The following is a 24,439-nucleotide window of genomic DNA, read 5'->3' as shown; positions in this document are numbered from 1 at the left end:
CAGCTCAAACGTAGAATTTCTTATAAAATACCCATAAGGAGTTTTGATATGAGCAAACGAATGACTGAGACCCAAATAGTATCCATTTTAAAAGAAGCAGAAGCTGGAATACCTGCTAAAGAGCTGTGCCGTAAATACGGGATTGCTAGCTCGACTTTCTATAAATGGCGCTCCAAGTACGGTGGTATGGAAGCTTCTGATGTTAAGCGATTAAAAGAGCTTGAAGAAGAAAACCGTAGGCTCAAACAGATGTATGCTGATTTAAGCCTCAAAGCGCAAATGCAGGAAGAGATCATAAAAAAGCTATAGCGCCTGTACCCGAGCGCAAAGTCTGGGCGCAAGAATTACAGGCGCAGTATGATGTCAGCATTGCAGTGAGTTGTCAGGTGGTCTGCATGAGTCGAACCGCTTACTACTATAAGCCTAAGCTATTTGATGATAGTGAGATTGTTGATGTCTTAAATGAGCTTACTGACAAGCACAATCGCTGGGGCTTTCCAAAGTGCTTTAAACGTATACGTAAGCTTGGCTATTCATGGAATCATAAGCGCGTACATCGAGTTTATACAGCGTTAAACTTAAACCTACGCCGCAAGTCTAAAAAACGCTTACCAACACGTAACCCTCAGCCGCTAAGTGTGCCAAATGCATTGGGGCATACATGGTCAATGGACTTCATGAGCGACAGACTACACAACAATATTCGCTTTCGAACCTTTAATGTGATTGATGATTATAACCGTGAGGTATTAGGCATTGATATTGGTACCAGTATTCCCTCACTCCGAGTGATTCGCTACCTTGATCAGCTGGCTGAGTGGCATGGTTATCCTAAGCAAATTCGTGTGGATAACGGCAGTGAGTTTACATCCAGGGTATTCACTGATTGGGCATCAGCTCATGGCATCTATATTGATTATATCGAGCCTGGCTGTCCTTATCAGAACGCTTATATTGAACGGTTTAATCGCAGTTATCGCAATGAGGTTTTAGATTGCTACCTTTTCAACAATTTAAACGAGGTCAATATGCTGACTGAAGACTGGATCAAGGTTTATAACAACGAAAGACCCCATGATTCACTTAATGATATGACACCTGCTGAGTACAGGCAGGTGGCTTAACAATTCTACGATGATGTTGTGTTAAGAATGGGGTATTTACAGGATAATTACATCAAGGATAGAGTATTGAGAAAAACTCTTAAATATAAGTATAAATACTATACTTAATTTACCTTGATGTAAGTATAATATTTATACTTATTAGGTGACCAAAACAAGCTTATTAATCAGTATAAAATGTATTAAAGTATGCTAAACGTCTTAACATAATAATCTCTATAGCCCTTGCTACATAAGTCTTTACAGGTTGACATAGATTAAAGTAATTTAATGAAATATGGTGGGTCTAGCCTGTCACGCCGGGGGTCGCGGGTTCGAGTCCCGTCCGCTGCGCCATATTTAAAACGAATTTAGACTGTAAAGTCTAAGCAAGTTTCGCCTCAAACATTACATTGTTTGGGGTTTTTTTGTGTTTGTGTTTTTTGTCTATGTTCTTTCTAATATAACTACCTCTCAATAAGCATCTATTTTGTATTCGCAATAGTTATAATCATTCAACGGACGTGCAGGTATTTTAGTACTATGGACGCTGACTCATGCGACTCACACTAGCAATCAACGCCACCATTACTACGCCCATGATAATCAAAATACCAGACATCATATGCGCTGCCTCATAGTTGAGCGCTTCAACTTGCTCATATATCGCAATCGACACTACCTTGGTCTCACCTGAGATACTCCCCCCTATCATTAACACCACACCAAACTCACCAATGGTATGAGCAAAACTTATCAAACTACCCAAAATAATACCCACGCGCGCTTGCGGTAAGGCTACCTTGACGAAGCGGCGCAGGCGACTGGGTTCTAACAGATGCGCGACTTCTGTGACACTTTGCGGAATACGCAAAAACTGTGCATACACTGGCTGTATATAAAAAGGCAGTGAGTAAATAATAGACCCAACCACTAGACCTTCAAAGGTAAAAATAAGCGGACTAATATTGTGCTCAATCAGCCATTGACCGATACCCATACTTGGACTTAGCAGTAATAATAAATAAAAGCCAATAACCGTAGGCGGGAGCACCAGAGGCATGGCAATGATGCCCATGAGCAGAATTTTGAAACGCCCAACTGCCTTCTTTTGACTTGGCTTGGCAAGCCAATAAGCCATAGGAGTTGCAAACAACAGTAAGCACAAGGTCGTGATAGAAGCGAGCTTAATACTTACCCAAAATGGACTGAGCATATCTGACATAAGAGACTGGTCGATCATATAATGTCACGGCTCGTTTTATAGGTAGCGTGTCTAGGCTAACGGATTACTGAATGGGCAGGTAGCCTGCTTGCGCGAAGTGCTGTTGTCCTGCATCCGAGCGCAAGTAATCAGTAAACGCCGCTGCTAGGACTGTATTATTGATAACGATACCATCTTGTAAGATGGCTGGATAGGATGCTTTTGGCACAGTAATAAACTGCTCAGGTTTGGCTTTTATCGCAACGAGTTGAGACTGCGCCACAAACCCATAATCCACGCTACCTGTATGGGCGTACTGAAATACTTGACCAATATTTTCTGCCTGTATCAGATTCTTCTGAGCGCTTAATTTGTCATATAGCTTTTGTGATTGTAGATAAGCTTTTGCAGATGCACCATAAGGAGCAAGTTCAGGATTGGCAATAGAAATCTTGCTATCATCTGTGAAACTAGCACTTGTAAACGCGTCAAGAAGCGATGCTGGCGTAAAATCATTCAAAGGTTTTGTGACACTATAGAGTGCAAGCTGACCTCTAGTATAGGTAAACGGTTGTACAGATTTATCACGCTTGTCATCAGACAGCTTTGCCGGAAACTCTTGATTGGCAGACAAGAATATATCATAAGGGGCTCCTGCCTTGATTTGAGCATATAGCTTGCCAGAAGACGCGTAAGTGACTTCGATATCTAAGTTACCTTGATTCGACATATTGCTATCTGTTTGATAGCTATCAATGATATTAGGTAGGACATCAGATAAGTTGGCTGCCGCAGCGATACGTAGTGTTTGGTGCTCAGTTGTAGCAGTCGCCCATTCTGCATTCGTACTGTTATCTGCTGTACAAGCATTTAATGCCAGTAGCAAACACGCAGAGGTACTAATAGCAGCTAGTGACCTACCCATTGTTGCTGAGCCATTTAGATGAAGCATCTTCGTAATATTCTTGCTTCCACACAGGAATGTCGGCTTTGATAGTATCTAGTATCCAGCGACACGCATCAAATGCTGGATAGCGATGCGCTGACACTACCCCCACCCACACCGCCACATCACCAATCTCTAACGCTCCGATGCGGTGTATGGCAATAGCGTGAGTGATCTCAAAGCGCTTTTTGGCTTCTTCTATAATGGCGCGGCCTTGGTTGATTGCTAAGTCTTCATAACCGTAATACGTAAGACGATCAACGCTCGTGGCATTATTATGGTTGCGCACTCGCCCTTCAAAGCAAACAAACGCACCGCAGCTGTCATTGTCTAACGTACTTTTGAGCTTATTTTCGTCAATTGCAATATCGAGTAACGCAAAACCGTCGCGCTCAGCAATAAGATAGGCTTCATCGGTACTACGTTTGATGGTCATTGAATGGTTATGGATATTATCTGTCATTTTTTTCTCTATTTACACTAATTGTGGCGCTATAGCCGCTTATAAATATATACCTAACCACCAGCGACTGGCGTGATAAATACTACGCTATCGCCGTCATTGATTTGATCTGTCCATTTGGCGAAGTAATCATTGACTGCCACCCGTAGCTCTGCTTGCGGACGGCTAAAACGATGCTTTTGGCTAAGCTGTTCATATAGTTCAGTCAATGAGGTGTCTTGGGGTAGTTTGACAGTCTCTTGCTGACAGTTAGCCTCATCTGCCAAACTGGCGAAATACATGACATTGATATCCATCGTTGATTCGATATCAGCTTTTGTCTCAATAACACTCATAAACTTCTCCTTTTTTTGCAAGCGTCCTTGCTTGATATCCAATATATCTTTAGTCATTGATTAGGTTTTTTATCACACTAAGCATGAGTATAGTCTGACTTGCCACCTGTTTTTTTAATCAGGTGAATATCATTTATAACGATGTCATGTGATAGTGCTTTAGTCATATCATAGATGGTCAAGCAGGCAACGCTCACGGCGGTTAGCGCTTCCATCTCAACCCCTGTTTTGTGCGTGACTTTGACTACAGCGCTGACGGTGATACTGCTCAGCGCATCATTATACACAAAGGTGAGGCCGATCTTATCTAGTGGCAGCGGATGACAAAGCGGTATCATATCATGCGTGCGTTTGGCAGCCATAATACCGGCAATATGTGCCGTTTGCGTAATGCTGCCTTTTTTGGTCATCCCATCAGCCGCTTTGATCTGCGCATAAATCTCGCTCGGAAAACGAACTTGCCCAGTCGCGTTCGCTTCTCGCGTCGTTGCGGTCTTGCCACTGACATCAACCATTGTGATGTCACCATTACCATCTAAGTGTGATAAAGCAGATTGATGATTTGTCTGAACGCTGTTACTCATTATATCGCCTTTTCTTAGTAATCTCTTTATCGGTATTTTTATTATGTTGGTAGCGCGGCACACGCCTGTTCAAACTCTTGAGGCATATTAAAATTGGTCAAATGCTGCCAGTCCTGAGTAAATGGCAAGGTTTTTACCATCGGCTGAATAAAGGGCATGACTCGGCGCTGACCACTATCAATATAAGCTTTCAAATCGGGTTCAATGTCTAAATGATAAAGTCCCAATAGTGGATATAAGTGACTGTTATCTTTTAAGCAAATGACGCGCTGATTAGCCGCTGTATTAATCGCTTGTTGCAATTTCTGCCATAGATCAGTGACGGGTATTAAGCTGTCACAACTCATCACCAGTAGCCACGATGCGCGCTGATTGTTAGTTGTAAACAGATTATTCGAGCCAGTCAATGTTTGCAATGCTGATTCGATAGCAACCAACGCACCGCCTGTACGAATCTGCTCATCATTATCCGCGTCAAAATCAGAAACGTAGTCAGCAATAGGCATAACGGGCGAACTGGGTTTGTCCAAAGTAGCATCTGAATCAACATAAAAGCCTAGCCCATTATCCGCAACCAAAATAGGAACTTGCAACTCGCTGGCATGACGAACATGATAATTTAGCAGCTGCTCACCTGTCGGCAGAGTGAGCGTCGCCTTTGGTGTTCCCATACGTTTGGATGCTCCGCCAGCTAAAATAACTATACCTGCCAAGTTGTCCAGCCTATTCGAGCAACCCATCATTATGCCATTGCCTGTCATTTTTGGTTAAATAGCCGTTATGGCTTAGAGCGTGTTGAACATTCGCAAATAGGCACTGCTGATCGCTAAAATTGTTCCAGACAAGGCACAAAGCGACGATAATGCAGATGCCTTAGCGAGATTTGTAACGCAGTATGGGGCAATTTTAGCATCAGCCCCAACGATAAAAGCAGGGACAGGACTCTTTTTTGCCGCTTCATCGTTAAAAATAAGCGCTTAGAATGATAGAATGACTAAACTTATTATTTTTAACATCGAATCGCCTAAAAAATAGTCGCTGTCAGTGCCATGGTCGAATGTTCAACACGCCCTAATTATTTATCATCAATTATTTATAAATCAGTCATGACTGGGGTTTTGTGCCAAAAAATGCGGCACAAAGTTACACGGACGAGTACGGCTATCAAACTGCTCTTTTAGGATATTTTCCCACCCTGTACGGCACGCGCCCGATGAACCTGGTAGACAAAAGATACCGGTACCATTGGCCATACCAGCCACTGCCCGCGACTGCACCGTAGACATACCAATCTCGTCTTTTGAGATCAAACGGAACATCTCACCAAAACCATCAATCGACTTATCAAATAGTACGCTGACAGCTTCTGGCATGCTATCTCTAATAAAGAGCCCTGTACCACCTGTTGTGATGACCGCGTGCACGTCTGGACTGGCAATCCAGCCACTAATGACCGCTCTAATCTGATAGATATCATCAGTGATCAGCTGACGGTCTGCCAAATGATGTCCAGCCTCGGTCAAGCTATCGGCTAGATATTGACCTGACGTGTCTTCTGCCAGCGTACGGCTATCAGAAACAGTCAATACCGCAATATTAAGAGGGGTAAACGGTGCAGCAGGCTTACTCATAAAAGATCCTTTATAGATATAATTTTATAAATGTATTAAAAAAAGCTTATGTCGGAAAAGCGATAGCAAAAACAGCATCAGTTATCATCAGAATTAGAGACTCAGAATGCCTTAACCACCGATTATCGAGAGATTGTGCATGATACCACTGTTCGAGTCATGCAGATGATGATGCTCAGGCTTAATCGGCATAAAGCTATGTAAAGTGTTTACCAGTCCTTGGATATCGTTTTGTTGTAAGTATGGACGAATATCGTAATTACCTTGGTCAAATAAGCACAGATGCACCTTGCCCTGACTACTGACTCGCAAGCGGTTACAAGTATCACAAAAGTGCGCCGCATAAGGGGCAATCATACCAACACGGCCGACATAATCAGGGTGACTGTACTCGACCGCTGGACCATCGGCACTGCCACGCTCGTGTGGCTGCCAACCATGGTCTAACAAATAATCCGTGATGATATCAGACTGAGCATGTTGGGCAAAAAACAAGTCGCTATTGTCACTGGTCTGCATAAACTCAATAAAACGATACGTTACTTGCCTGTCTTTGACGTAGTCGATCGCGGCGATCAGGTTTTCAAAGGCAGTCTCTGCCATCAAGACGCTATTTATTTTAAGTTTGATATCCGTCGTTTCTAGCAAGGTATCCATATCTGCCAGTATCTGCGGTAAAGTATCAAAACCTGTCATTTTGTGAAAAGTGGCCGCATCAAAACTGTCCATACTGATATTGAGCTGATCAAGTCCAGCCGCTTGCCAGCTGGCTAAGTGTTTACCCAACTTATAAGCATTGCTGGTCATCGCTACTGTTTCAATACCGTCCGTTTGCTTGATCGTTTCGATAATCTCGACAACATCACGGCGAATAGATGGCTCACCGCCTGTAATTCTCACTTTTTTGGTACCTACTTGGGCAAAGCCGTGCACCAATGTCGCAATTTCAGAAACGCTCAACTCATCGTCAGGACGTTTGCCCTGATAACCATTTGGCAAGCAGTACTCACAGCGAAAATTACAAAAATCCGTAATAGATAGACGCAGATATGTCAGACGCCGTGCAAACCCATCCGTTAAGGGCTGATGGATTTGGGTTGCCTGATCAATCGGCATCACTAAATTAGACGGTATATAGCTGTCAGACAGCACAGGTGCTGACGCAGGAGAATACAGTTTTGGGCTGTCTATTTTGATATTGTTGTCATTCATATATTACTGCCATCAGTATTGCTTGCCATAAGCGTTACTTTATTATTCGTGTTTAGCATCCCATTGCTAGATTGCTTTTTAATTTAGTTCCATCATTTTATAGCAGATTGGCAAACGGTGAATTAGCGATGCAACCAAGGAAACGGCTGTACGGTAACCTCACCACCAGATACTACGTTGCCACTGTCTTTGTCTAATACAATAAAGCAATTGGCGCGGCTCAGCTGTTTTATTCTGTGTGATTGTTGACTTGAAAAGCATTCAACTTGGTAATGACCCGCCTCATCTTGTGACAATACGCCGCGCTGAAAGTCTTTGCGGCCAGGGAACTTTTTGATGTCATTTGTGAGTTTAGCGTTGATCGTTAGCGCCATCGGCTGCTCGGACACACTCGCACCTGACATCTGCCATAATGCGGGTATCACAAACTGTAGCGCGCCCACAACTGTGGAGAGCGGATTACCCGGTAGACCAAAATACAACACGGGCTTATCGAGATTTTTATTTAACTCGCCAAATACGAAAGGCTTACCAGGTTTCATCGCCACTTTATAGTGGTTGATTTGCCCAAGCGTTTCGATCACCGTCGTCAGAAAATCATAATCGCCGACTGAGACGCCTGCTGTCGATATGAGCACATCACAGTCTTGCATGGCTTCGTTGACCGCAGCTGTCGTCTTATCCAAATCATCAGGAATGATGCCATAGTCACGAATGATTATAGGTAAATCCGACAGTAAGCTTTTGAGCGTTGGGGTGTTTGAATTATATATTTGAGCTAGATGTTCCAGCTCATCGCCAATAGCGACGAGCTCATCGCCTGTCGCGAGCACACCGACGACGAGTGGTTGAAACACGCTCACTTCGCTGATGCCTAAATTTGCCAGCAAGCTGATATCGGCGGGATTAATTCGTTTTCCTATCTTTAGCACAGCTTCGCCAGACTCAACCTCTTCGCCTTGCGCACGGATATGATCGTTGGTTTCGGCCGTTTGCGTGAGAGTGATGCTGTACGGCTGAGTCTTATCAATGGTCGCTTTGATATCAGCAAAGTTGGTATTCTCTTGCATGATGATTGTATCACAACAGTCAGGGACGACCGCGCCAGTAAAAATACGCACACCCTGCCCTGCTTTTGTCTCACCAGCATAGGCACTGCCTGCTTGAGACTCACCAATGATTTCAATCGTCTTGCCTTCTGACAGCTCACTTCCTTTTGCAATGGCATAACCATCCATAGCAGATAGATTCTGTCTTGGCACATCAAAAGGTGATGCAATATCTTGCGCGAGTATGTGGTTACGGCTGTCTAATAGATCACAGATATTGACGGCTCTTTTGTGCAGCGGAAAATCCACATCATTATAATCATTGATACGCAGCTTTATTGCCGCTTGTAATTCTTCCATAGTAATCATAAAGGTATGCTCTTTTGATCGTTCTCATTATTTGTGATTGAATCTTTATTATTAAAAGCTGTCCTTAGAGTCTATCATTCACAGTATCGATTTTGTTGTATTAACCTTGTTCTGATAAGTTTTGAAGATTGCGAGATCAAGCCAACTCAAATATTTGATGATTATCACAATATTTATCCATTCAATAAATTTCAGCAAAATCAGACATAGCCTGAGGCAAAAAAAGCACCTTGGCAAGGTGCTTTTTGTAGAGCAAGGTAACATGCTTAATTGATGATTAATGACTGATTTATAATAGCTAAAAGCGATTATGAATCGTGACCTTCATACGGTGTATAAATACCGTCAGCTTATCTCACCATCCAGCCAATGAAGAGGCGCTATTTTGAGTGATAAACCCATCTGGTATTTGCCCATTATCCGCCTGCCAGCGCTGGAATGCCATGCGCGTGTTGGTACCTACAATGCCATCAGCCCCTTTGGTATCGTAACCCATGCTCGTCAGACGGCGCTGTAAGTTAGTCACTTGCGTGGTTGATAACGGACGCTCATAGCGGGGCCATGATTTTCGCAGACCACTTTGTCCATCAATCGTTTTGCCCAATAGGCTCACCCCTAGCGCATAACTCGACGAGTTATTGTAAACCTTGATAACATCAAAGTTTGGGCTTAGCAGCAATACGGGACCATCTTTACCAGCTGGCAACCATAGCTCCATCTGAGTATTGGCATCTAAATAGACGTCATCTATCGTATCGACACCCATCGCCGCCCATCTGGCTGCAGGTTGCTTACTCCCCATCAGTGAATAATCAAACGAAGCAGGTACAGTCGCCTCATAAAAAGGTGCTAGACCGCGCACCCAGCCTGAGTTGCTCAGATAGTTGGCAGTAGAGGCGAGTGCATCACCTGTGGCCCAAGGGTTACGGTGACCGTTGCCATCACCATCAACGCCTTGCTTGAGCCAAGTCTCAGGAATAAACTGCGTTTGTCCCATGCCGCCTGCCCAAGAACCATCTAATTGCGACCATGATACGTCGCCACGCTGGAGTAGCGTCGCTAAGGATAATAGCTGAGCTTCTGCAAATTCTTGACGACGACCATCGTAGGCGAGACTGGCAAGCGAGCTTGGCAAATCACTGTTACCTGTGACCGCGCCATATGACGACTCCATACCCCATATCGCTGCGATCACCTCTGCATCAACGCCATACTGCGACTCTAATTGAGACAAAAACGCACGCTGCTCTGCAAACTTGCGCTTACCTACGCTCACACGCCCACTAGAGACAGCGGAGTCCACATACTCCCATGGCATCTTAGAAAACTCAGGCTGTCCTGAATCCAATGAGATCACTTGCTGATTCAGATAAGCGGAATCGAGTAATCGGCGAATGACTCCCGCATCATAGCCTGAAGATATTGCACGCATAGAAAAGTCTGACTTCCAATCAGAAAAACTGCTATAGCTTGGCTTTGGGGCGGGCTGCGGCTTAATAACTGGCGCTGGTGTTGGCTTGACCTGCACGGTTTGGGTTTGAGTAATCTCAACGCCACCTTGACGCACAGGCTTTTTTTGCATGGCTTGCTGACTTGTACACCCGACCATCACTAATGCCGGCATAAGAGTGAAGTATTGTTTTTTTAATCTCATAAAAAGTCTCAAACATAAATAAATAAAATGGACCAAAGCCGCCCAGCCATCAGCGACATGGCTCAATACTAACGCCCAAGTACCGTACGTGGATCAATCGGATTGCCATTTAAGCGAACTTGGAACTCCAGCCCCACTTGATTGGTCTGACCACTGCTACCCATCGTCGCGATACGCTGGCCACGCTGTACCATATCCCCTTCTTTTACCAGCAATTGGCTATTGTGTGCGTAGGCCGTGATGTAATCATCACTATGGCGGATCATAATCAAGTTGCCATATTCTGGTAGACCGTTGCCTGAGTAAAGCACCGTTCCTGATTGGCTAGCAAGTACTGGATCACCGACATTACCAGCAAACCACATGCCCATATTGCCCGCCGCTGGATCAATGTTACGCGTCACTGGATTGCGAGTAGGATAATCATAACCAAAGGTCGAATTGGCAGTTGCCTCGTATGCTGGCGTTCGAGACTGGGTTACAGGTGGGGTATAAGTTGGTTGCGACTGTGCTGGTCTGCTATAGCTATTGTTACTCGCTGTGGTCGCTGCACCGCCCTGCCATAGTTTGAGCCATTGCCCACTATAAATCGTATATCTACTGTCCAGATTATTTAGTGCGCCAATCTGACGATAGTTAAGACGATAGCGCGCCGCAATTTGGCTGACCGTATCGCCACGTTGTACGTGATGGTAGTTAGGGACGCCTTGTGCGTTGGTAATAATCTTAGGACCTACTTGGTTTGGTGATTGATAAGTAGGCTTGGTTGCACAGCCGACTACAGACAAGGTAGCAACTGCCATAGTGCCAATCAACGCCGCCTTAGCAAGGTGCGATCCGGTCATGATTCTTTTCATACAAGGTTCCTGTTCTTTGTGTTGCTTATCTATTGTTTTATCATCCAAAAGCGCTTGATATCACTCAAAAGCCTCCAGATATTGTTACTACAATTAGCGATCTAGCAGATGATTTATATCACTCGTACAGCAAGCGATATGGTGATTATCACCTATGTCATTGATAATCATATCCTATCGAACTTATAAATCTAGTGCCAAAAGCTTATCCAATGCCCGCGCTGGGGTATGATGTAGACGTACTGGCGACAAACTGATGTATCCTGCCGCCACTGCTTGATCATCCGTCATGCCCGATGTTAATACAACATTTTTTTGATTGGTTGATTTAGCTGAAATGTCTAAGGGTCGCTCATTTTTGTGCTTGCTGTTTTTACATTTTCGTAAAGACAGCCAATACGCATCTCGGCCGCGAGGGTCAATCATATGACGCACGGGCCGGGCGATCTGCTTGTGTCCCAACGAGGTAACCTTTCGCCCTTTGATATCACTGCTGCTATCCATATCAGGAATATTAACGTTTAATACATGATAGGGCAAACTTTTGAGAAACTCTAAAATCGAGGTATCAGTGAGCAATTTGACAACTTCATTTGCCGCCACTTGATAATCACTGGCTGATTCTTGTCCACCATTTTTTACGCCGCCACCTACCAAAGACGTGGCAATAGCAGGTATGCCCAATAACTGCGCGGTCAATGCTGCGCCAAAGGTACCAGAAAACATCACGTCCTGTCCTAAGTTTGCACCTGAATTGATACCTGTAATGACACAGTCAAAATCCACGTCACGGTATAGCTCATGCAGCGCCAGATGGACACAATCAGCTGGTGAACCATTGACCGCTATAAATCCCGATGGCAATTGATGCGTATGCAATGGCTTTGATACACTCAATGCACTAGCATAGCCACTCTGCTCCTCGTTTGGTGCGACTACCACGACCTCACCGATGGTGGATAGTGCTTGAGACAGTGCCAATAATCGGCGCATACACCCCATCATCATTACTAATTAAAATCTTCATGTCAGCTCAGTATGTTTGTGTCAAACCGTCTTTCTAGTAGAAAGTTTTGCTACCGTACCATATCTTTATTCGTATAAAAATAGCAACCAAAGGCTAGGGCGTGTTGAACATTCGCAAATAGGCACTGCTGATCGCTAAAATTGTTCCAGATAAGGCACAAAGCGACGATAATGCAGATGCCTTAGCGAGATTTGTAACGCAGTATGGGGCAATTTTAGCATCAGCCCCAAAGATAAAAGCAGGGGACAGGACTCTTTTTTGCCGCTTCATCGTTAAAAATAAGCGCTTAGAATGACTAAACTTATTATTTTTAACATCGAATCGCCTAAAAAATAGTCGCTGTCAGTGCCATGGTCGAATGTTCAACACGCCCCAGTATATAAAATAAAAAATTTGGCGATTACTCTTGAAAGCCTTGTGATATCAGTACATTAAAACTAAATTATCTTGATAGCCCGAGCGATTATACCTGAACAATAGATAATCCCGAACTCAGTCTTTGACCAAAAACCGTCTGGCATTTTTGTCTATTGTTATATTATTTGCCTCAAATGGAGTCGAAATGAGAGAAATAAGGCAACGCGTTACAATATGCAACACCGTACAATAATACAGACTGATGCGTTTATACTGATGTGACTTCATTGGTATATGCTACTGATATGTTGCTGTAAAATGCCTTTGGCTCACAAGATATCTACACATAAATCAATATTTTATGTGACTTTTGTTTTTTTACCCATTAACATATCACCATCAAATAAAGATAAGCGAGTGTAATACTGAATGAAGAATCAATCGATATTATCTATAGCTTCTGTGATAGCAAAGACCGCCTCAAAAATCGGGCTGGCAGGACTGATAACGTCTGTTGCCATGCTGTCTCAAGCGTCTAATGCTGCAAACAATCCTGCGACCACTATTCCGCTAGATATGTCTGGCATTAATATCACAAAGCATGAAATTGCTGTGATGCAGGTACTATCAGAGATCTGTCCATCAATGCTGAACGGCAATCAAAAACAACGTTTTTATAAGTCTTATACCGTGCAATTGCATGAGCTGATGCCTTCGTTAGAAGATCCAAAAGCAGCGATTCAATACCTGTCAACGCAGCAAGACTATCGTCAGATACTGCAAGGTATTCGTAGCTGGACAATGGGCTTTTCAAAGCAAGAAAATAAAGCGCTATGCGAAGATCTTGCAAACGCAGAATATTAATCGCTAAAAAGCGTGTAAGCGTAGAGAGCCGTCTTGAGCGCTAGAAAAGCCCGTCATAATTAACGACAATAAACCATGGTCTTGTTCTTTCTGGAGCTCTACTCTCATCATCGTTAAGAACAATACTCTACACTTACCCATTAAGTTTAATGAACAAAAAAGCTTGCTGTCATTCCGCTTATAAACCACAAGCGGTACAGCAAGCTTTTTTGTGGTCGTTGAATTTATGCTGATCAAAAGCTATCTATAGGTTAGTAAGAGCAAACACTTAATATAGTCAATCCTAAATAAAACAGATACATTATATATCAAGGTGGAACTGGTCTAAATTTTCCTTGCGTGCTGTGCCTAGGCTGCTCGATGCTGCGTAAAATTTATCCCAGTCCCACTGTATCGTTTTTATACTGAATTCACTATACCTACTCGCTTTTCTTTTTATTCATGCCTTACTTTTTTGCATTTATCGATTCCCCATCGGTTGGCATTTTGCTAAGATAAGGCGTTAATTTTATGTCTATCGTACAGTCGTTCTTGTTTTGATTAATACATTATTTTAGACATGATGTTTAAGGCATGCTGCTTAAAATAATGTATGAAAATTGACAGTGAATACAAGCGATAGATACATTTGGTTCCATGATGCGGTGTAATGATATATGACAGTAAAGCGTGTAAAAAATCAGCTAGTACAGCTGGTCGTTGGTGTAAGTATCTCAATGAGTGCAGTGATGGCAAACGCAGCCATACAACCACCTGAGATGGATAATACCGCCTATGTATTGATGGACTATAATACTGGTGAGATCTTGGGTCAAAAAAATGCGAATGAGTCATTACCGCCAGCGTCTCTGACAAAAATGATGACCAGTTATATCATCGAACAGCGCTTAGCATCAGGCGACCTCAAAGAAGACGACCAAGTACTCATGAGCCAAAATGCATGGTGCCGTGGTAGCAGCAGTCAGTCTTGCATGTATGTACCAGTCAATAAGACGGCGAGCGTCATCGACATGCTACGCGGTATTATCATTCAATCAGGTAATGATGCGTCAAAAGCCATGGCTGAGCATATCGCGGGTAGCGAAGCATCATTTGCAATATTGATGAATGAGCAAGCGCAAAAGCTTGGTATGGAAAACTCTCATTTCGTCAACTCTACTGGCATGCCTGCTGAAGGGCATCAGGCATCAGCGCTGGATCTGGCCAAACTTGCTCGCGCTATTGTCAAAAACAGCGGTGATTACTACAGTATTTATTCCGAAAAAGAGTTTACCTATAATGGTATCACTCAGGGCAACCGCAACGCCCTACTCGCAACCGATCCTACCGTTGATGGTCTAAAAACGGGCCATACTGATGCGGCAGGTTATTGCTTAGTCGCTTCGAGTAACCGCGACGGTATGCGCCTCATCTCTGTCATCATGGGCACCAAGAGCCAGCAGGCTCGTGCTGATCAGTCGCGTGAACTACTCAACTGGGGCTTTGGCCACTTCACCACAGTGACCAAAGCACCTGCTGGTCAGTTCGTTAGCAAAGTTCCAGTATGGTTCGGAGAAGCCGATGAGGTAGAGCTGGCAACGGGTGATAACTTAAAAATCCTAACCAGTAAAACGCAGAAGAATAAAATCACGACCGTGGTTGATATTCCTGACAGCCTAGAAGCGCCGATTAAGAAAGGTCAAGAAATCGGCAAGATGATGGCCGTTATTGATGGTAAAGCTGTCGCATCTGTCCCTATTGTTGCCACTAATGATGTCGCACAGTCAGGACTCTTGAGCCGTACTTGGCAACATATCGTACGCTGGGCAAAAAACCTGTTCTAAAAAATTTTAGAGCGTATGTTTTTTCAGCCTAACTCAATTCAAGAAACAAAAAAGACGCCTTAAAATTGGGCGTCTTTTTTATTTGTTGTAAAAAAATCCTGGCTTGTTTGTGCTTTTTATCAGGAAATTACATCTAACGGGCTAGGCGATTTTAAAAAGCCAAACGTATTTTTTTATAGTGTTTTAGATCCATACTAGCCAACGTTTTAACAAGTCACTCAAAGCCTTGTGCTCATAAGTCGTACTATGACAGTAATCGATGCCAGCTGCTTTTAAACCATACTCAAAATTATCGACATAACGCGCTTGATGTTGGGGGTACCAATATATCAATAACGCACGTTGCACGCTTTCTTCGTTTTCATGTTGGCGAATAAGCTTGGCTAACAGCTCAGCTTTGTCCGCGAGCACGTCCTCAGCGAACATCACCATATCGACCTTCTGTGCCCTTATCTCATTCATGACTTGCTGTACGTCCTGGTGACAGATCACCGTAGCGCCCAGATACTCTAGCTCATTGAATAACGCACCCGTCTCTTGATCATAATAATAAATAATCGTTAGCCCATTTAAGAGCCGCTGCTGGCGAGATTGTTGTTGGTTTGGCATTACTAACGTCAACGTAAACTGCGTCCCTGATCCCAAGGTACTATCAACTTCGATGGTCGCCCCCATGAGCTGCACCAATTGCTTAACCACAGGCAAGCCCACACCTGAGCCTTCATACTGGCGCGTTTGTGACGAATCCACCTGAAAGAAAGGATTGAAAATATCATCAATATGATTGCTATCAATACCGATGCCCGTATCTTTGACACTGATTTTCCAACGATTACTTTTATCAAAATGCGTCAGTTGTGACGTGATCACTACCTGTCCAGTAGGAGTAAATTTAATGGCATTACTGACTAATATGGATAATATTTGTTGAATTTTTGCTGAGTCGCCATAAAGACTGTAATCTACATGATGAATATTACTGGTTAACGCTAAGCCTTGTTGATTGGCTATAGGTTCAAACTTTATCAAAAGATCAGATATCAACTGTAGCGGATTAAATTCATTGTTATGAATTTTTATTTGTCCTTTTTGTATCTGATTTAATTGAATAATATGATCCAGTGACAGCACCAGTTTATCACTGCCGTTGCTAATAATTTCGACAGCGTCTTTTTGCTCTCTAGTTAAGGTTTCGTAGTCCAATAACTGTAGCCCGCCCACGATAGCATTGAGCGATGTTTTTAGTTCATGGGTAATCATGCTTTGAAAATTATGCAACTGCACATCAAGCGAGACATCTTTGTTATGTAGTTGCTGCTCAAAGGCAGCAAGCGTATCATATCCTTGCTTGGCCTCTTGCAGTCGATCAAACAAGATAGCCAAGGCCTTTTTTATTTGTGTCAGCTCTTGAAAGTTAAAGCGCTGCGGAATAATAGGTAGCTGCTCTAGCTCTGCGTTTTTGATGATAATACCGCAGACACCATTTAATGCTTCGATATCTTTGACCGGCCAATTCAGCTTTCGAAAGATATATATACCTGAAATAATAGTCAGTAGTAACGTGGTCAGCCACAACGGAATAATGCTACGAAACCAATATGAACGCAGTACTTTCACATCCATGGTGATGTTGATATAGCCAATCAGCGTGTTATTCCTATTCGTGCTACCGATCGATTCATCCGTAACTGATGATGTGCTCATACTCTCAGACAGATCTGTCGCTAGCTGCTGATTAGATGTGGGTTTATTGGGTCTGACACTCAAAAAATCTTCGTACTTACTAACGACAGGATAGTTGAAGCTGACCGTATCGGCAAATAAAGCATTTTTCCAGTCATCTAGTGATTGGCTGATATCGTTGATAGGCTGGGATGTGGAATAAAACACAATACTCTGAATGCTCGGCTCATTTTCTAATAAAACATTCACTTGCTCAGCGACGACGTCAGCACCATCTGGTGTCGATGCACTGGTTGTTAGTAACGAGGCTAATTGCTGTATATGCTGATGTTTTTCTTGGTAGTGATGCACCAAACCATAAATAAAAGGCAATACAAAGCCTGCCAGCAGAGCCAGAATTACGGCCTGTCCAACAGAGCGCCAAATGAGCATAGAAATGGTTTGAGACGAACGATTGTTCATATCACTCTACTGAGTCAAGAAAAGTTTTACTTATATTACAAGTATTTGAGAGATGTGATAAGCGAAAGATTGAGGTAATTAACGAGTATACTGAACTGCCAAAAAAAGCACTATATGATTATAGTGCTTTTTTATTTTACCGTGCTGAGCTGCACGATAAAATAAGTCATAGCAAATCATGTGATTAACGAGACTTTTTATCTTTGGTAGTGAATTTCTTCGCACGATTGCGCTCACGCTGACGCAATTGCTGTGTTTTTGCCTTGGTTGGCGTGTCGCTCTTATTGGCGTATGGGTTGTCATTTTGTTTAAAGATAACATTGAGCGGCGTACCTTCAAGCTTAAATACTTGACGGAACTGGTTCTCTAAATAGCGCTGATAGCTCTTAGGAAGCGCGCTGGTTTGATTGCCATGGATTACGATAACAGGTGGGTTGTGACCACCGATATGTGCATAACGTAGCTTAATACGGCGACCAGCAATAGTTGGTGGCGGATTGGCAGTGACAGCATCTTGCAAGATTTGCGTCAAGCGATTGGTAGAGACTTCAAACATTGAAGACTTGTAAGCACGCAAGATAGATGGATATAAATTACCCACACCAGTCCCATGTAGTGCTGATATCAAATGTACTTTTACATATGGGATAAAGTTAAAACGACGATCCATCTCAAGCTTAATATAGTCTCTTTGATCTGGTGTCAAACCATCCCATTTGTTGATTGCTACGACTAGAGCACGACCAGCATCAAGTGCATAGCCAATCATATGCAAATCTTGGTCAACAATACCTTCATGCGCATCAATGACAATGACAGTTACATTAGAGTCTTCAATCGCTTGCAAGGTTTTGATAACAGAGAATTTTTCTACTTTTTCATCGATTTTACCGCGGCGACGTACACCAGCCGTATCAATCAATACGTAGTCTCTGCCCTCACGCTGATAAGGGATATAAATACTATCACGCGTCGTACCAGGCATATCAAATACCACTACGCGATCTTCGCCCAACAGACGGTTAACCAGTGTTGATTTACCAACGTTTGGACGACCGATAATCGCAAGCTTCAAACCGTTTGGCTCAACTATATTCTCTTGCTCAGGCATATCAGCCGTTAAGACTTCAAGCAAGTTGCCCACACCGCGACCATGACTGGCTGCCATCGGATACGGCTCGCCCAATCCTAGCGCGTAAAACTCTGCTGGCGCTGCATCGTGGACACCATCAACTTTATTGGCAACGACATAGACCGGTTTGCCTAGGGTATGCAAAAACTTGCCAATCTCAGCATCAGCACCAATCATACCAGCACGAGCATCAACGACAAATACAATGATATCTGCTTCGTGAATCGCGGTATGCGACTGCTCAGACATATAGTCATCGATATTACCGCTGCCGTCATCTGCTTCACCAATACCACCAGTATCCACAACGATGAATGACTTATCTTCATAAGTTGCATCACCGTATTGACGGTCACGAGTCAATCCCGACAAATCAGCAACCAATGCCTGCCGACTTTTTGTGAACTGATTAAATAAGGTGGATTTACCGACGTTTGGACGACCAATTAAGGCGACCACAGGCTTGATACTCATGGGTTACTCTCAGTGAAAGGCACAATGACGGACAGTACAATTATTCTTATGACCACTGATATAACAATAGTAACGAATAGGGCTGCACTTAACCGCAAATTAAAATGAATGATAAAACAATAGCAAAAATAGTAGCTAGCTATTTTTTGGCTAAAAAATAATTGGGACGACTAAATTATATATAGTATATATGGTTAGCACATCGGTCGCATAGAGTACGCGAAAGCCTGTACTTAAACAAGCGATTTACACAAGGCACTAAACGCTGACTAAGCAGCGTTTGTGTTTTGTAGATAAAAACCAGTGTACTGTTTTATCAGCGCGTTAGCTGCCAGATAGCAACTTGTCCTGACGTGCTTTGAGTCATCAGGCGATTGCCTTGTACTTGCAAGTTCGTCAACGTCCCTTTTGTCTGCACGCGGCTAACAATATTGCCAGTAGCAGGGTCAAATAAATGTACCACACCGTCAAAATCACCGACTGCAATATAATTGCCAATCATGACAGGATTGGTTAGGTCACGATAAGCCAGTGCCTCACTTTCCCACAATGTCTCGCCACTATTGCGATCATAGGCAACCACTTTACCATCTAGGCTAGTAGCAATCACTTGCTGAGGGTTGACGGCAAGTGCTTTTAAACTAGCAAGCTCATTGACGAACATCACTTGACGTGAGGCCAAATCAATACCTAATAGCTGACCACTATAACTAATCGCAAACAGCTGATTTTTATCCACGATAGGCTTGCCATCGACATCGCTCATGCGCTCAACTTCGCTGCTTCCAGACCCAATGCCAACACGTCTTGACCACTTTGGTAAGCCATTATCAACGGTGACTGCATGCAAACGACCATCAGCAGTCGCCAACAATGCCGTTTCATTATCTAGCAAAGTTGGTGCCGCACTACCGCGCACGCTGATCGCTGGTACTTGCGTCGCAAACTGCCACACTGATTCACCAGTCTGTAGCGATAAGCCATGCAAGAAGCCATCATTCGCTGATAATACCACACGATTATTACTGATAAGCGCTGGGGATAAAACCGACCCTGACAACTGCTGCTGCCAGCGTTTTGCGCCAGTCATAGTATCAAACGCCATTACTTGACCATTGCGAGTACTCACAACCGCTGTCTGACTCAGCGCATCCAACGCCACACCGCCTGTGATCTGATCACCGACGTTAACCGACCATAAGCGCTCGCCTGCCTGATTAAACCCTATCAGATCACCACCGCGTGATGCCGTAACGATTTGCCCATTGGCGTAACCAACTTGCAAATCTAGAGGGTCTTTCTTACTGGCTTTTTTGTTACCTACATCGGTGCTAAATACTGGCTGGAGCACGTTGAGCGGTTGCGCAATCTGTACCAATTTTACTGGGTCATTAACCACTGGCTTGATGCCGCGGTTACACCCAATCACTGCAGTGCTCATTACGGCAAGTACTGCCACATGCATGACTGTCTTCTTGATAGTCTGACTACTTAACGTAGTTTTTAACATTTTGCTAGAGCGAATAGATTGAGTCATTATATGTTCTCACTACAAATGAATTATTATTAATTGGTACATTGGCCAACAGCACATTAGTCATTATGACGTCATATCAAAAAGCATTTAATCGATTGCTACTGCTCAATACTATCTTAGTTATTTACTGAGCTTAGTTATTTACTGAACTTAGTGACTTATTGAGCAGCTTCAACGCTCGTATTTTCTGAGTTTTCAACCACTAATGGCTGCTCAGGAGTCGCTGATTCTTGGATAAGACTGGTGGGCCCAGCAATTGGCTCAGGAGTGATACCCAAGCTTTCCATCTTTAAGGCCAATACTGCACGCGTTTCTTGGCGACTACGTAATAGCTCCCAAGCATTATTGTAAGACTTAATCGCTGATTCTTTGTTGTCTTGTGCCAAGTAGATATCACCTAGCAGCTCTTGCTGACTGGCTTCAAACGAGCTTGGCATATCGTTGTTGGCTTCTGACAAGGCCGCATCTGCATCGCCTGTCGCCAGTAACGTCTTGGCATAACGCAGCTGAGTGATTGCCTTTAGACCGGCATCGCCCAGATCGATTGCTAGCGCTTGCTTAAATGTCTCAGCTGCCGCCGTAAAATCATCATTATCGACCTGTTGGCGAGCTTTTATCATCAGCGCTTGCCATGCGTATACTGATTCACCATGCGTACTGACTAAAGCATCAATATCTTTGTCTAACTGTGTGCGGCTCTGTACCAGCGACTCTTGTGCATCGGCTTCTAGATCTGGATTTTGCGAAGCCAGGCTGACTTCTTCATTCAGTCGTTGGATATCGGCATATTGATCAGCGGCGACAGTATCTACTCGCGCATGGTTGTTCTGCCAGTATGTCCAGCCAAAATAAGCAGCCAGTGCCAATAAAATCGCAGTGACAATATAACTACCATACTGCTTTAACGCTTGCATGGAGTTGTCTGCATTCGGCGAATTGGGGGTCAGAGCCATATATATTTACCTGATAAAATGTACATTAAATTGCTGATGCCAAAATCAAAAATGCGGCGTTGCAAGACGATTATTTACGAGAAAAGTTATCTTTACTCGATAGCCAATCTTGTGTGACAGTCTGCTGCTCACCCCTCTGCATGTCTTTGATACTGATGGTATTATCATCCAGCTCTTGCTGTGCGATAATGACTGTCAATGCTGCGCCTGACTTATCTGCCTTTTTCATTTGCGCTTTTAGACTCGTTGCACTTGCCATCTTCACGCGTACATCTGGACGACTATAACGTAGGTTTTGTGCGTAGCTGATACCTGCACTATAAACGTCAGGATGCGCCACTACAAAGACATCACAAGCGGGTTTGTCAGCAATCGGTGCCACGGCTTCCATCAGTAGCAATAAGCGCTCGAGCCCCATTGCAAAACCAATAGCCGGTTCAGATTTTACAGGTTTTTTATCTGACTTATCATCGTTTGTACCTATGGACTTTAATTGTCCAACCAGACCGTCATAGCGACCACCAGCGCATACCGTCGCTTGACTGCCAAGCTTATCCGTTACCCACTCAAAGACCGTTTTATTATAATAATCAAGACCGCGCACCAGATGTGGATTAATCTCAAAATCGATACCAAGCGCAGTCAGATAAGCTTGAACTTGTTCAAAATGCGCCACACTCTCTGTACCCAAGAAGTCAGCAAGCTTTGGTGCGTCTGCTAATACTGCCTGCGTACTTGCCTCTTTACTATCTAAGATACGTAATGGGTTGGTCGTCAAGCGACGTTTGCTGTCTTCGTCTAATTGATCTTTTTTGTCCGTCAAATAGGCAACCAGCGCTTCGCGATAGGCATGGCGTTCATCAAGCTCACCTAGGCTGTTTAACTGTAAGTGCATCTCATCTTTTAGGCCCAGTTCTTGCCACATCAGATGCGTCATTGCAATCAGCTCAGCATCAGCGTCTGGTAGCGCACTACCAAAGCTTTCAACACCTAGCTGATGAAACTGACGATAGCGGCCTTTTTGCGGACGCTCATAGCGGAACATTGGACCAACGTACCAAAGCTTCGGCGTGTCCCCACGCAATAAGTTATGCTCGATAACGGCACGTACTGCTCCTGCTGTACCTTCAGGACGCAAGGCCAAAGGCGTGGGTGGCTCAGATTTATCAGTGAAGCTGTACATCTCTTTTTCAACGATATCTGTCGCACCGCCAATCGCACGTGCGAATAGATCAGTTTGCTCAACGATAGGCAAGCGAATATGCTCATAACCATATCTACCAAGTACATCAGCCAATATCGCTTCTAGATGCAGCCACTTTGCTGATTGGTCAGGCAAAATATCATTAAACCCTTTAATAGCTTTAATCATGATACGGTCATGTCCTTAAAATTTAACAATTATGTCTATTATTGTTATCTACGTATTAACAAAAAAAATGTGCTGCCTACCCTTTGTTTACACAGCAAAAAGCAGATACTTGCATTGCGACTTATTTTACGCGAATAATCTCGTTCTCACGCTTTTTCGCCAAATCTTCTGCATGGGCGCGAACCATACTTTCTATTTCATCGACTACATTGTCGGTATCGATAAGATGACTTTTTTGACCCATACGGTATACCAGTGATCTTGGTGCGGCACCAACGATACCGATATCTGCTTCTTTTGCTTCGCCTGGACCATTCACTTTACAGCCAATCACGGATAAATCCATTGGTTCACGGATGTCTTCCAAACGTGATTCTAAGGCCGTCATCACTTTAATCACGTCAAACTCTTGACGCGAGCAGCTTGGGCAAGCGATAAAGTTTACGCCATTTGAGCGGATATTAAGCGACTTTAAAATATCAAAGCCAATTTTGATTTCTTCTTCAGGCTCAGCCGCTAACGAGATACGAATCGTATCGCCAATACCGTCTAATAACAGACCACCAAGCGCAATGGCAGATTTGACAGCACCAGTACGGTAGACACCTGCTTCAGTGACACCTAAATGCAGTGGGTTATCAATCTGCGCTGATAGCAGGCGATACGCATCCAATGTCAAAAACACATTACTGGCTTTGACAGACACTTTGTATTGGTCAAAATTAAGACGCTCTAAAATGTCGATATGACGCATTGCTGACTCAAGCATCGCCTCCCCAGTCGGCTCAGTATACTTACGCTGAATGTCTTTTTCTAAAGAGCCTGCATTGACGCCGATACGAATAGGAATATTGTGATACTTAGCACAAGCAACCACTTCACGCACCTTGGCATCGCTACCGATGTTACCAGGATTGATACGCAAACAATCAGCGCCGGCTTCAGCCACTGCTAAGGCAATCTTATGATCAAAATGCACGTCTGCAACCAAAGGTACGCTCACCAATTTACGAATCTCGCCAAAGGCTTTGACGGTATCCATCGTCGGCGTTGATACGCGCATCAAATCAGCGCCGGCTTCTACGCAGCGCTCGATTTGGGCGACGGTTGCCGCCACATCGCAAGTGTCAGTGTTGGTCATGCTCTGTACGCTAATTGGCGCATCACCACCAATCGCAACATCGCCGACATAGATTTTTTTGGTCAAACGGCGGTTAATAGGCGATGGCATTGACATAGATAAATCCTTAAATCAAAAATAGAAAAACCACAGGCTTGTATATATAAATGAGCTTAGACGTATAGTAGTTTTATTAAACGCTAGTAATCATGCTCGATAAGAGGCCAA

Annotated in this window: 21 protein-coding genes; 3 read left to right on the top strand and 18 right to left on the bottom strand. The window is 43.7% G+C overall.

Annotation, left to right across the window (positions count from 1 at the left end):
• Positions 1 to 48 precede the first annotated feature (48 nt).
• Positions 49 to 1,124 (top strand): IS3 family transposase gene (locus AOT82_RS12675; protein ID WP_379542921.1). Its coding sequence is split into 2 segments (ribosomal slippage): positions 49 to 267 and positions 270 to 1,124, totalling 1,074 coding nucleotides; the frame shifts between segments, so codons are not numbered across the junction.
• Positions 1,125 to 1,644: 520 nt separating this feature from the next.
• On the opposite strand, the gene modB is transcribed toward AOT82_RS12675, so the two are convergent.
• The 12 genes from modB to surE all read right to left on the bottom strand — a co-directional run bounded on the left by modB (position 1,645) and on the right by surE (position 12,400).
• Positions 1,645 to 2,346, bottom strand: a complete 702-nt coding sequence (gene modB / locus AOT82_RS12670; protein ID WP_071003402.1) for a molybdate ABC transporter permease subunit — start codon at positions 2,344 to 2,346, stop codon at positions 1,645 to 1,647.
• Between the two features lie 46 nt (positions 2,347 to 2,392).
• On the bottom strand, positions 2,393 to 3,232 hold the full coding sequence (modA, locus tag AOT82_RS12665; protein ID WP_071003400.1) for a molybdate ABC transporter substrate-binding protein: 840 nt from the start codon (positions 3,230 to 3,232) through the stop codon (positions 2,393 to 2,395).
• On the bottom strand, positions 3,225 to 3,716 hold the full coding sequence (locus AOT82_RS12660; RefSeq protein ID WP_071003399.1) for a molybdenum cofactor biosynthesis protein MoaE: 492 nt from the start codon (positions 3,714 to 3,716) through the stop codon (positions 3,225 to 3,227). Before AOT82_RS12660 ends, modA begins: the two co-directional genes overlap by 8 nt.
• 53 nt (positions 3,717 to 3,769) lie before the next feature.
• Positions 3,770 to 4,051, bottom strand: a complete 282-nt coding sequence (locus AOT82_RS12655) for a MoaD/ThiS family protein (RefSeq protein ID WP_071003397.1) — start codon at positions 4,049 to 4,051, stop codon at positions 3,770 to 3,772.
• Positions 4,052 to 4,128: 77 nt separating this feature from the next.
• Positions 4,129 to 4,635, bottom strand: a complete 507-nt coding sequence (gene moaC / locus AOT82_RS12650) for a cyclic pyranopterin monophosphate synthase MoaC (RefSeq protein ID WP_071003395.1) — start codon at positions 4,633 to 4,635, stop codon at positions 4,129 to 4,131.
• Positions 4,636 to 4,676: 41 nt separating this feature from the next.
• Positions 4,677 to 5,348 (bottom strand): molybdenum cofactor guanylyltransferase, encoded by a 672-nt coding sequence (gene mobA, locus AOT82_RS12645; protein ID WP_227517155.1) that lies wholly within the window; start codon positions 5,346 to 5,348, stop codon positions 4,677 to 4,679.
• Between the two features lie 387 nt (positions 5,349 to 5,735).
• Positions 5,736 to 6,266 carry a molybdenum cofactor biosynthesis protein B gene (moaB, locus tag AOT82_RS12640; RefSeq protein WP_071003391.1) on the bottom strand — a complete coding sequence of 177 codons (531 nt, stop codon included), beginning with the start codon at positions 6,264 to 6,266 and terminating at the stop codon, positions 5,736 to 5,738.
• Between the two features lie 111 nt (positions 6,267 to 6,377).
• Positions 6,378 to 7,478 (bottom strand): GTP 3',8-cyclase MoaA, encoded by a 1,101-nt coding sequence (moaA, locus tag AOT82_RS12635; protein WP_071003389.1) that lies wholly within the window; start codon positions 7,476 to 7,478, stop codon positions 6,378 to 6,380.
• A gap of 122 nt (positions 7,479 to 7,600) precedes the next feature.
• The gene (locus tag AOT82_RS12630; protein WP_071003387.1) at positions 7,601 to 8,896 is read right to left on the bottom strand and encodes a molybdopterin molybdotransferase MoeA; all 1,296 of its coding nucleotides are present in this window, start codon (positions 8,894 to 8,896) and stop codon (positions 7,601 to 7,603) included.
• A 355-nt stretch (positions 8,897 to 9,251) separates the two neighbouring features.
• The gene (locus AOT82_RS12625; RefSeq protein ID WP_071003792.1) at positions 9,252 to 10,550 is read right to left on the bottom strand and encodes a lytic murein transglycosylase; all 1,299 of its coding nucleotides are present in this window, start codon (positions 10,548 to 10,550) and stop codon (positions 9,252 to 9,254) included.
• Positions 10,551 to 10,618: 68 nt separating this feature from the next.
• Positions 10,619 to 11,407, bottom strand: a complete 789-nt coding sequence (locus tag AOT82_RS12620) for a M23 family metallopeptidase (protein WP_071003386.1) — start codon at positions 11,405 to 11,407, stop codon at positions 10,619 to 10,621.
• Positions 11,408 to 11,590: 183 nt separating this feature from the next.
• A complete protein-coding gene (gene surE / locus AOT82_RS12615) occupies positions 11,591 to 12,400 on the bottom strand; it encodes a 5'/3'-nucleotidase SurE (protein ID WP_227517154.1) in 810 nt (269 codons plus the stop codon).
• Between the two features lie 820 nt (positions 12,401 to 13,220).
• On the opposite strand from surE, the gene AOT82_RS12610 reads away from it, so the two are divergent.
• Both AOT82_RS12610 and AOT82_RS12605 read left to right on the top strand, forming a co-directional pair.
• Complete coding sequence (locus AOT82_RS12610; protein WP_058025084.1) at positions 13,221 to 13,655, top strand: MCR_0457 family protein; 435 nt, start codon at positions 13,221 to 13,223, stop codon at positions 13,653 to 13,655.
• A gap of 656 nt (positions 13,656 to 14,311) precedes the next feature.
• The gene (locus AOT82_RS12605) at positions 14,312 to 15,478 is read left to right on the top strand and encodes a D-alanyl-D-alanine carboxypeptidase family protein (RefSeq protein WP_071003384.1); all 1,167 of its coding nucleotides are present in this window, start codon (positions 14,312 to 14,314) and stop codon (positions 15,476 to 15,478) included.
• Positions 15,479 to 15,661: 183 nt separating this feature from the next.
• Here AOT82_RS12605 and AOT82_RS12600 read toward each other — a convergent pair whose 3' ends face one another.
• From AOT82_RS12600 to ispG, 6 genes are all read right to left on the bottom strand, one after another.
• Positions 15,662 to 17,623 (bottom strand): sensor histidine kinase, encoded by a 1,962-nt coding sequence (locus AOT82_RS12600; RefSeq protein WP_071003382.1) that lies wholly within the window; start codon positions 17,621 to 17,623, stop codon positions 15,662 to 15,664.
• Positions 17,624 to 17,807: 184 nt separating this feature from the next.
• A complete protein-coding gene (gene der, locus AOT82_RS12595; RefSeq protein WP_071003380.1) occupies positions 17,808 to 19,229 on the bottom strand; it encodes a ribosome biogenesis GTPase Der in 1,422 nt (473 codons plus the stop codon).
• Positions 19,230 to 19,545: 316 nt separating this feature from the next.
• Positions 19,546 to 20,766 (bottom strand): outer membrane protein assembly factor BamB, encoded by a 1,221-nt coding sequence (bamB, locus tag AOT82_RS12590; protein ID WP_071003378.1) that lies wholly within the window; start codon positions 20,764 to 20,766, stop codon positions 19,546 to 19,548.
• Positions 20,767 to 20,924: 158 nt separating this feature from the next.
• Positions 20,925 to 21,719: a YfgM family protein gene (locus AOT82_RS12585; RefSeq protein ID WP_071003377.1), complete on the bottom strand. Its 795-nt coding sequence runs from the start codon at positions 21,717 to 21,719 to the stop codon at positions 20,925 to 20,927.
• Between the two features lie 70 nt (positions 21,720 to 21,789).
• Entirely contained in the window at positions 21,790 to 23,091 is a 1,302-nt protein-coding gene (hisS, locus tag AOT82_RS12580; RefSeq protein ID WP_071003374.1) for a histidine--tRNA ligase, read from the bottom strand.
• Between the two features lie 121 nt (positions 23,092 to 23,212).
• The gene (gene ispG, locus AOT82_RS12575) at positions 23,213 to 24,328 is read right to left on the bottom strand and encodes a flavodoxin-dependent (E)-4-hydroxy-3-methylbut-2-enyl-diphosphate synthase (protein WP_071003372.1); all 1,116 of its coding nucleotides are present in this window, start codon (positions 24,326 to 24,328) and stop codon (positions 23,213 to 23,215) included.
• Positions 24,329 to 24,439: the final 111 nt, after the last annotated feature.

The sequence above is a fragment of the Psychrobacter sp. AntiMn-1 genome, from assembly GCF_001854065.1.
GTDB lineage: Bacteria > Pseudomonadota > Gammaproteobacteria > Pseudomonadales > Moraxellaceae > Psychrobacter > Psychrobacter pacificensis.
This window is presented reverse-complemented; position numbering and strand designations above follow the sequence as displayed.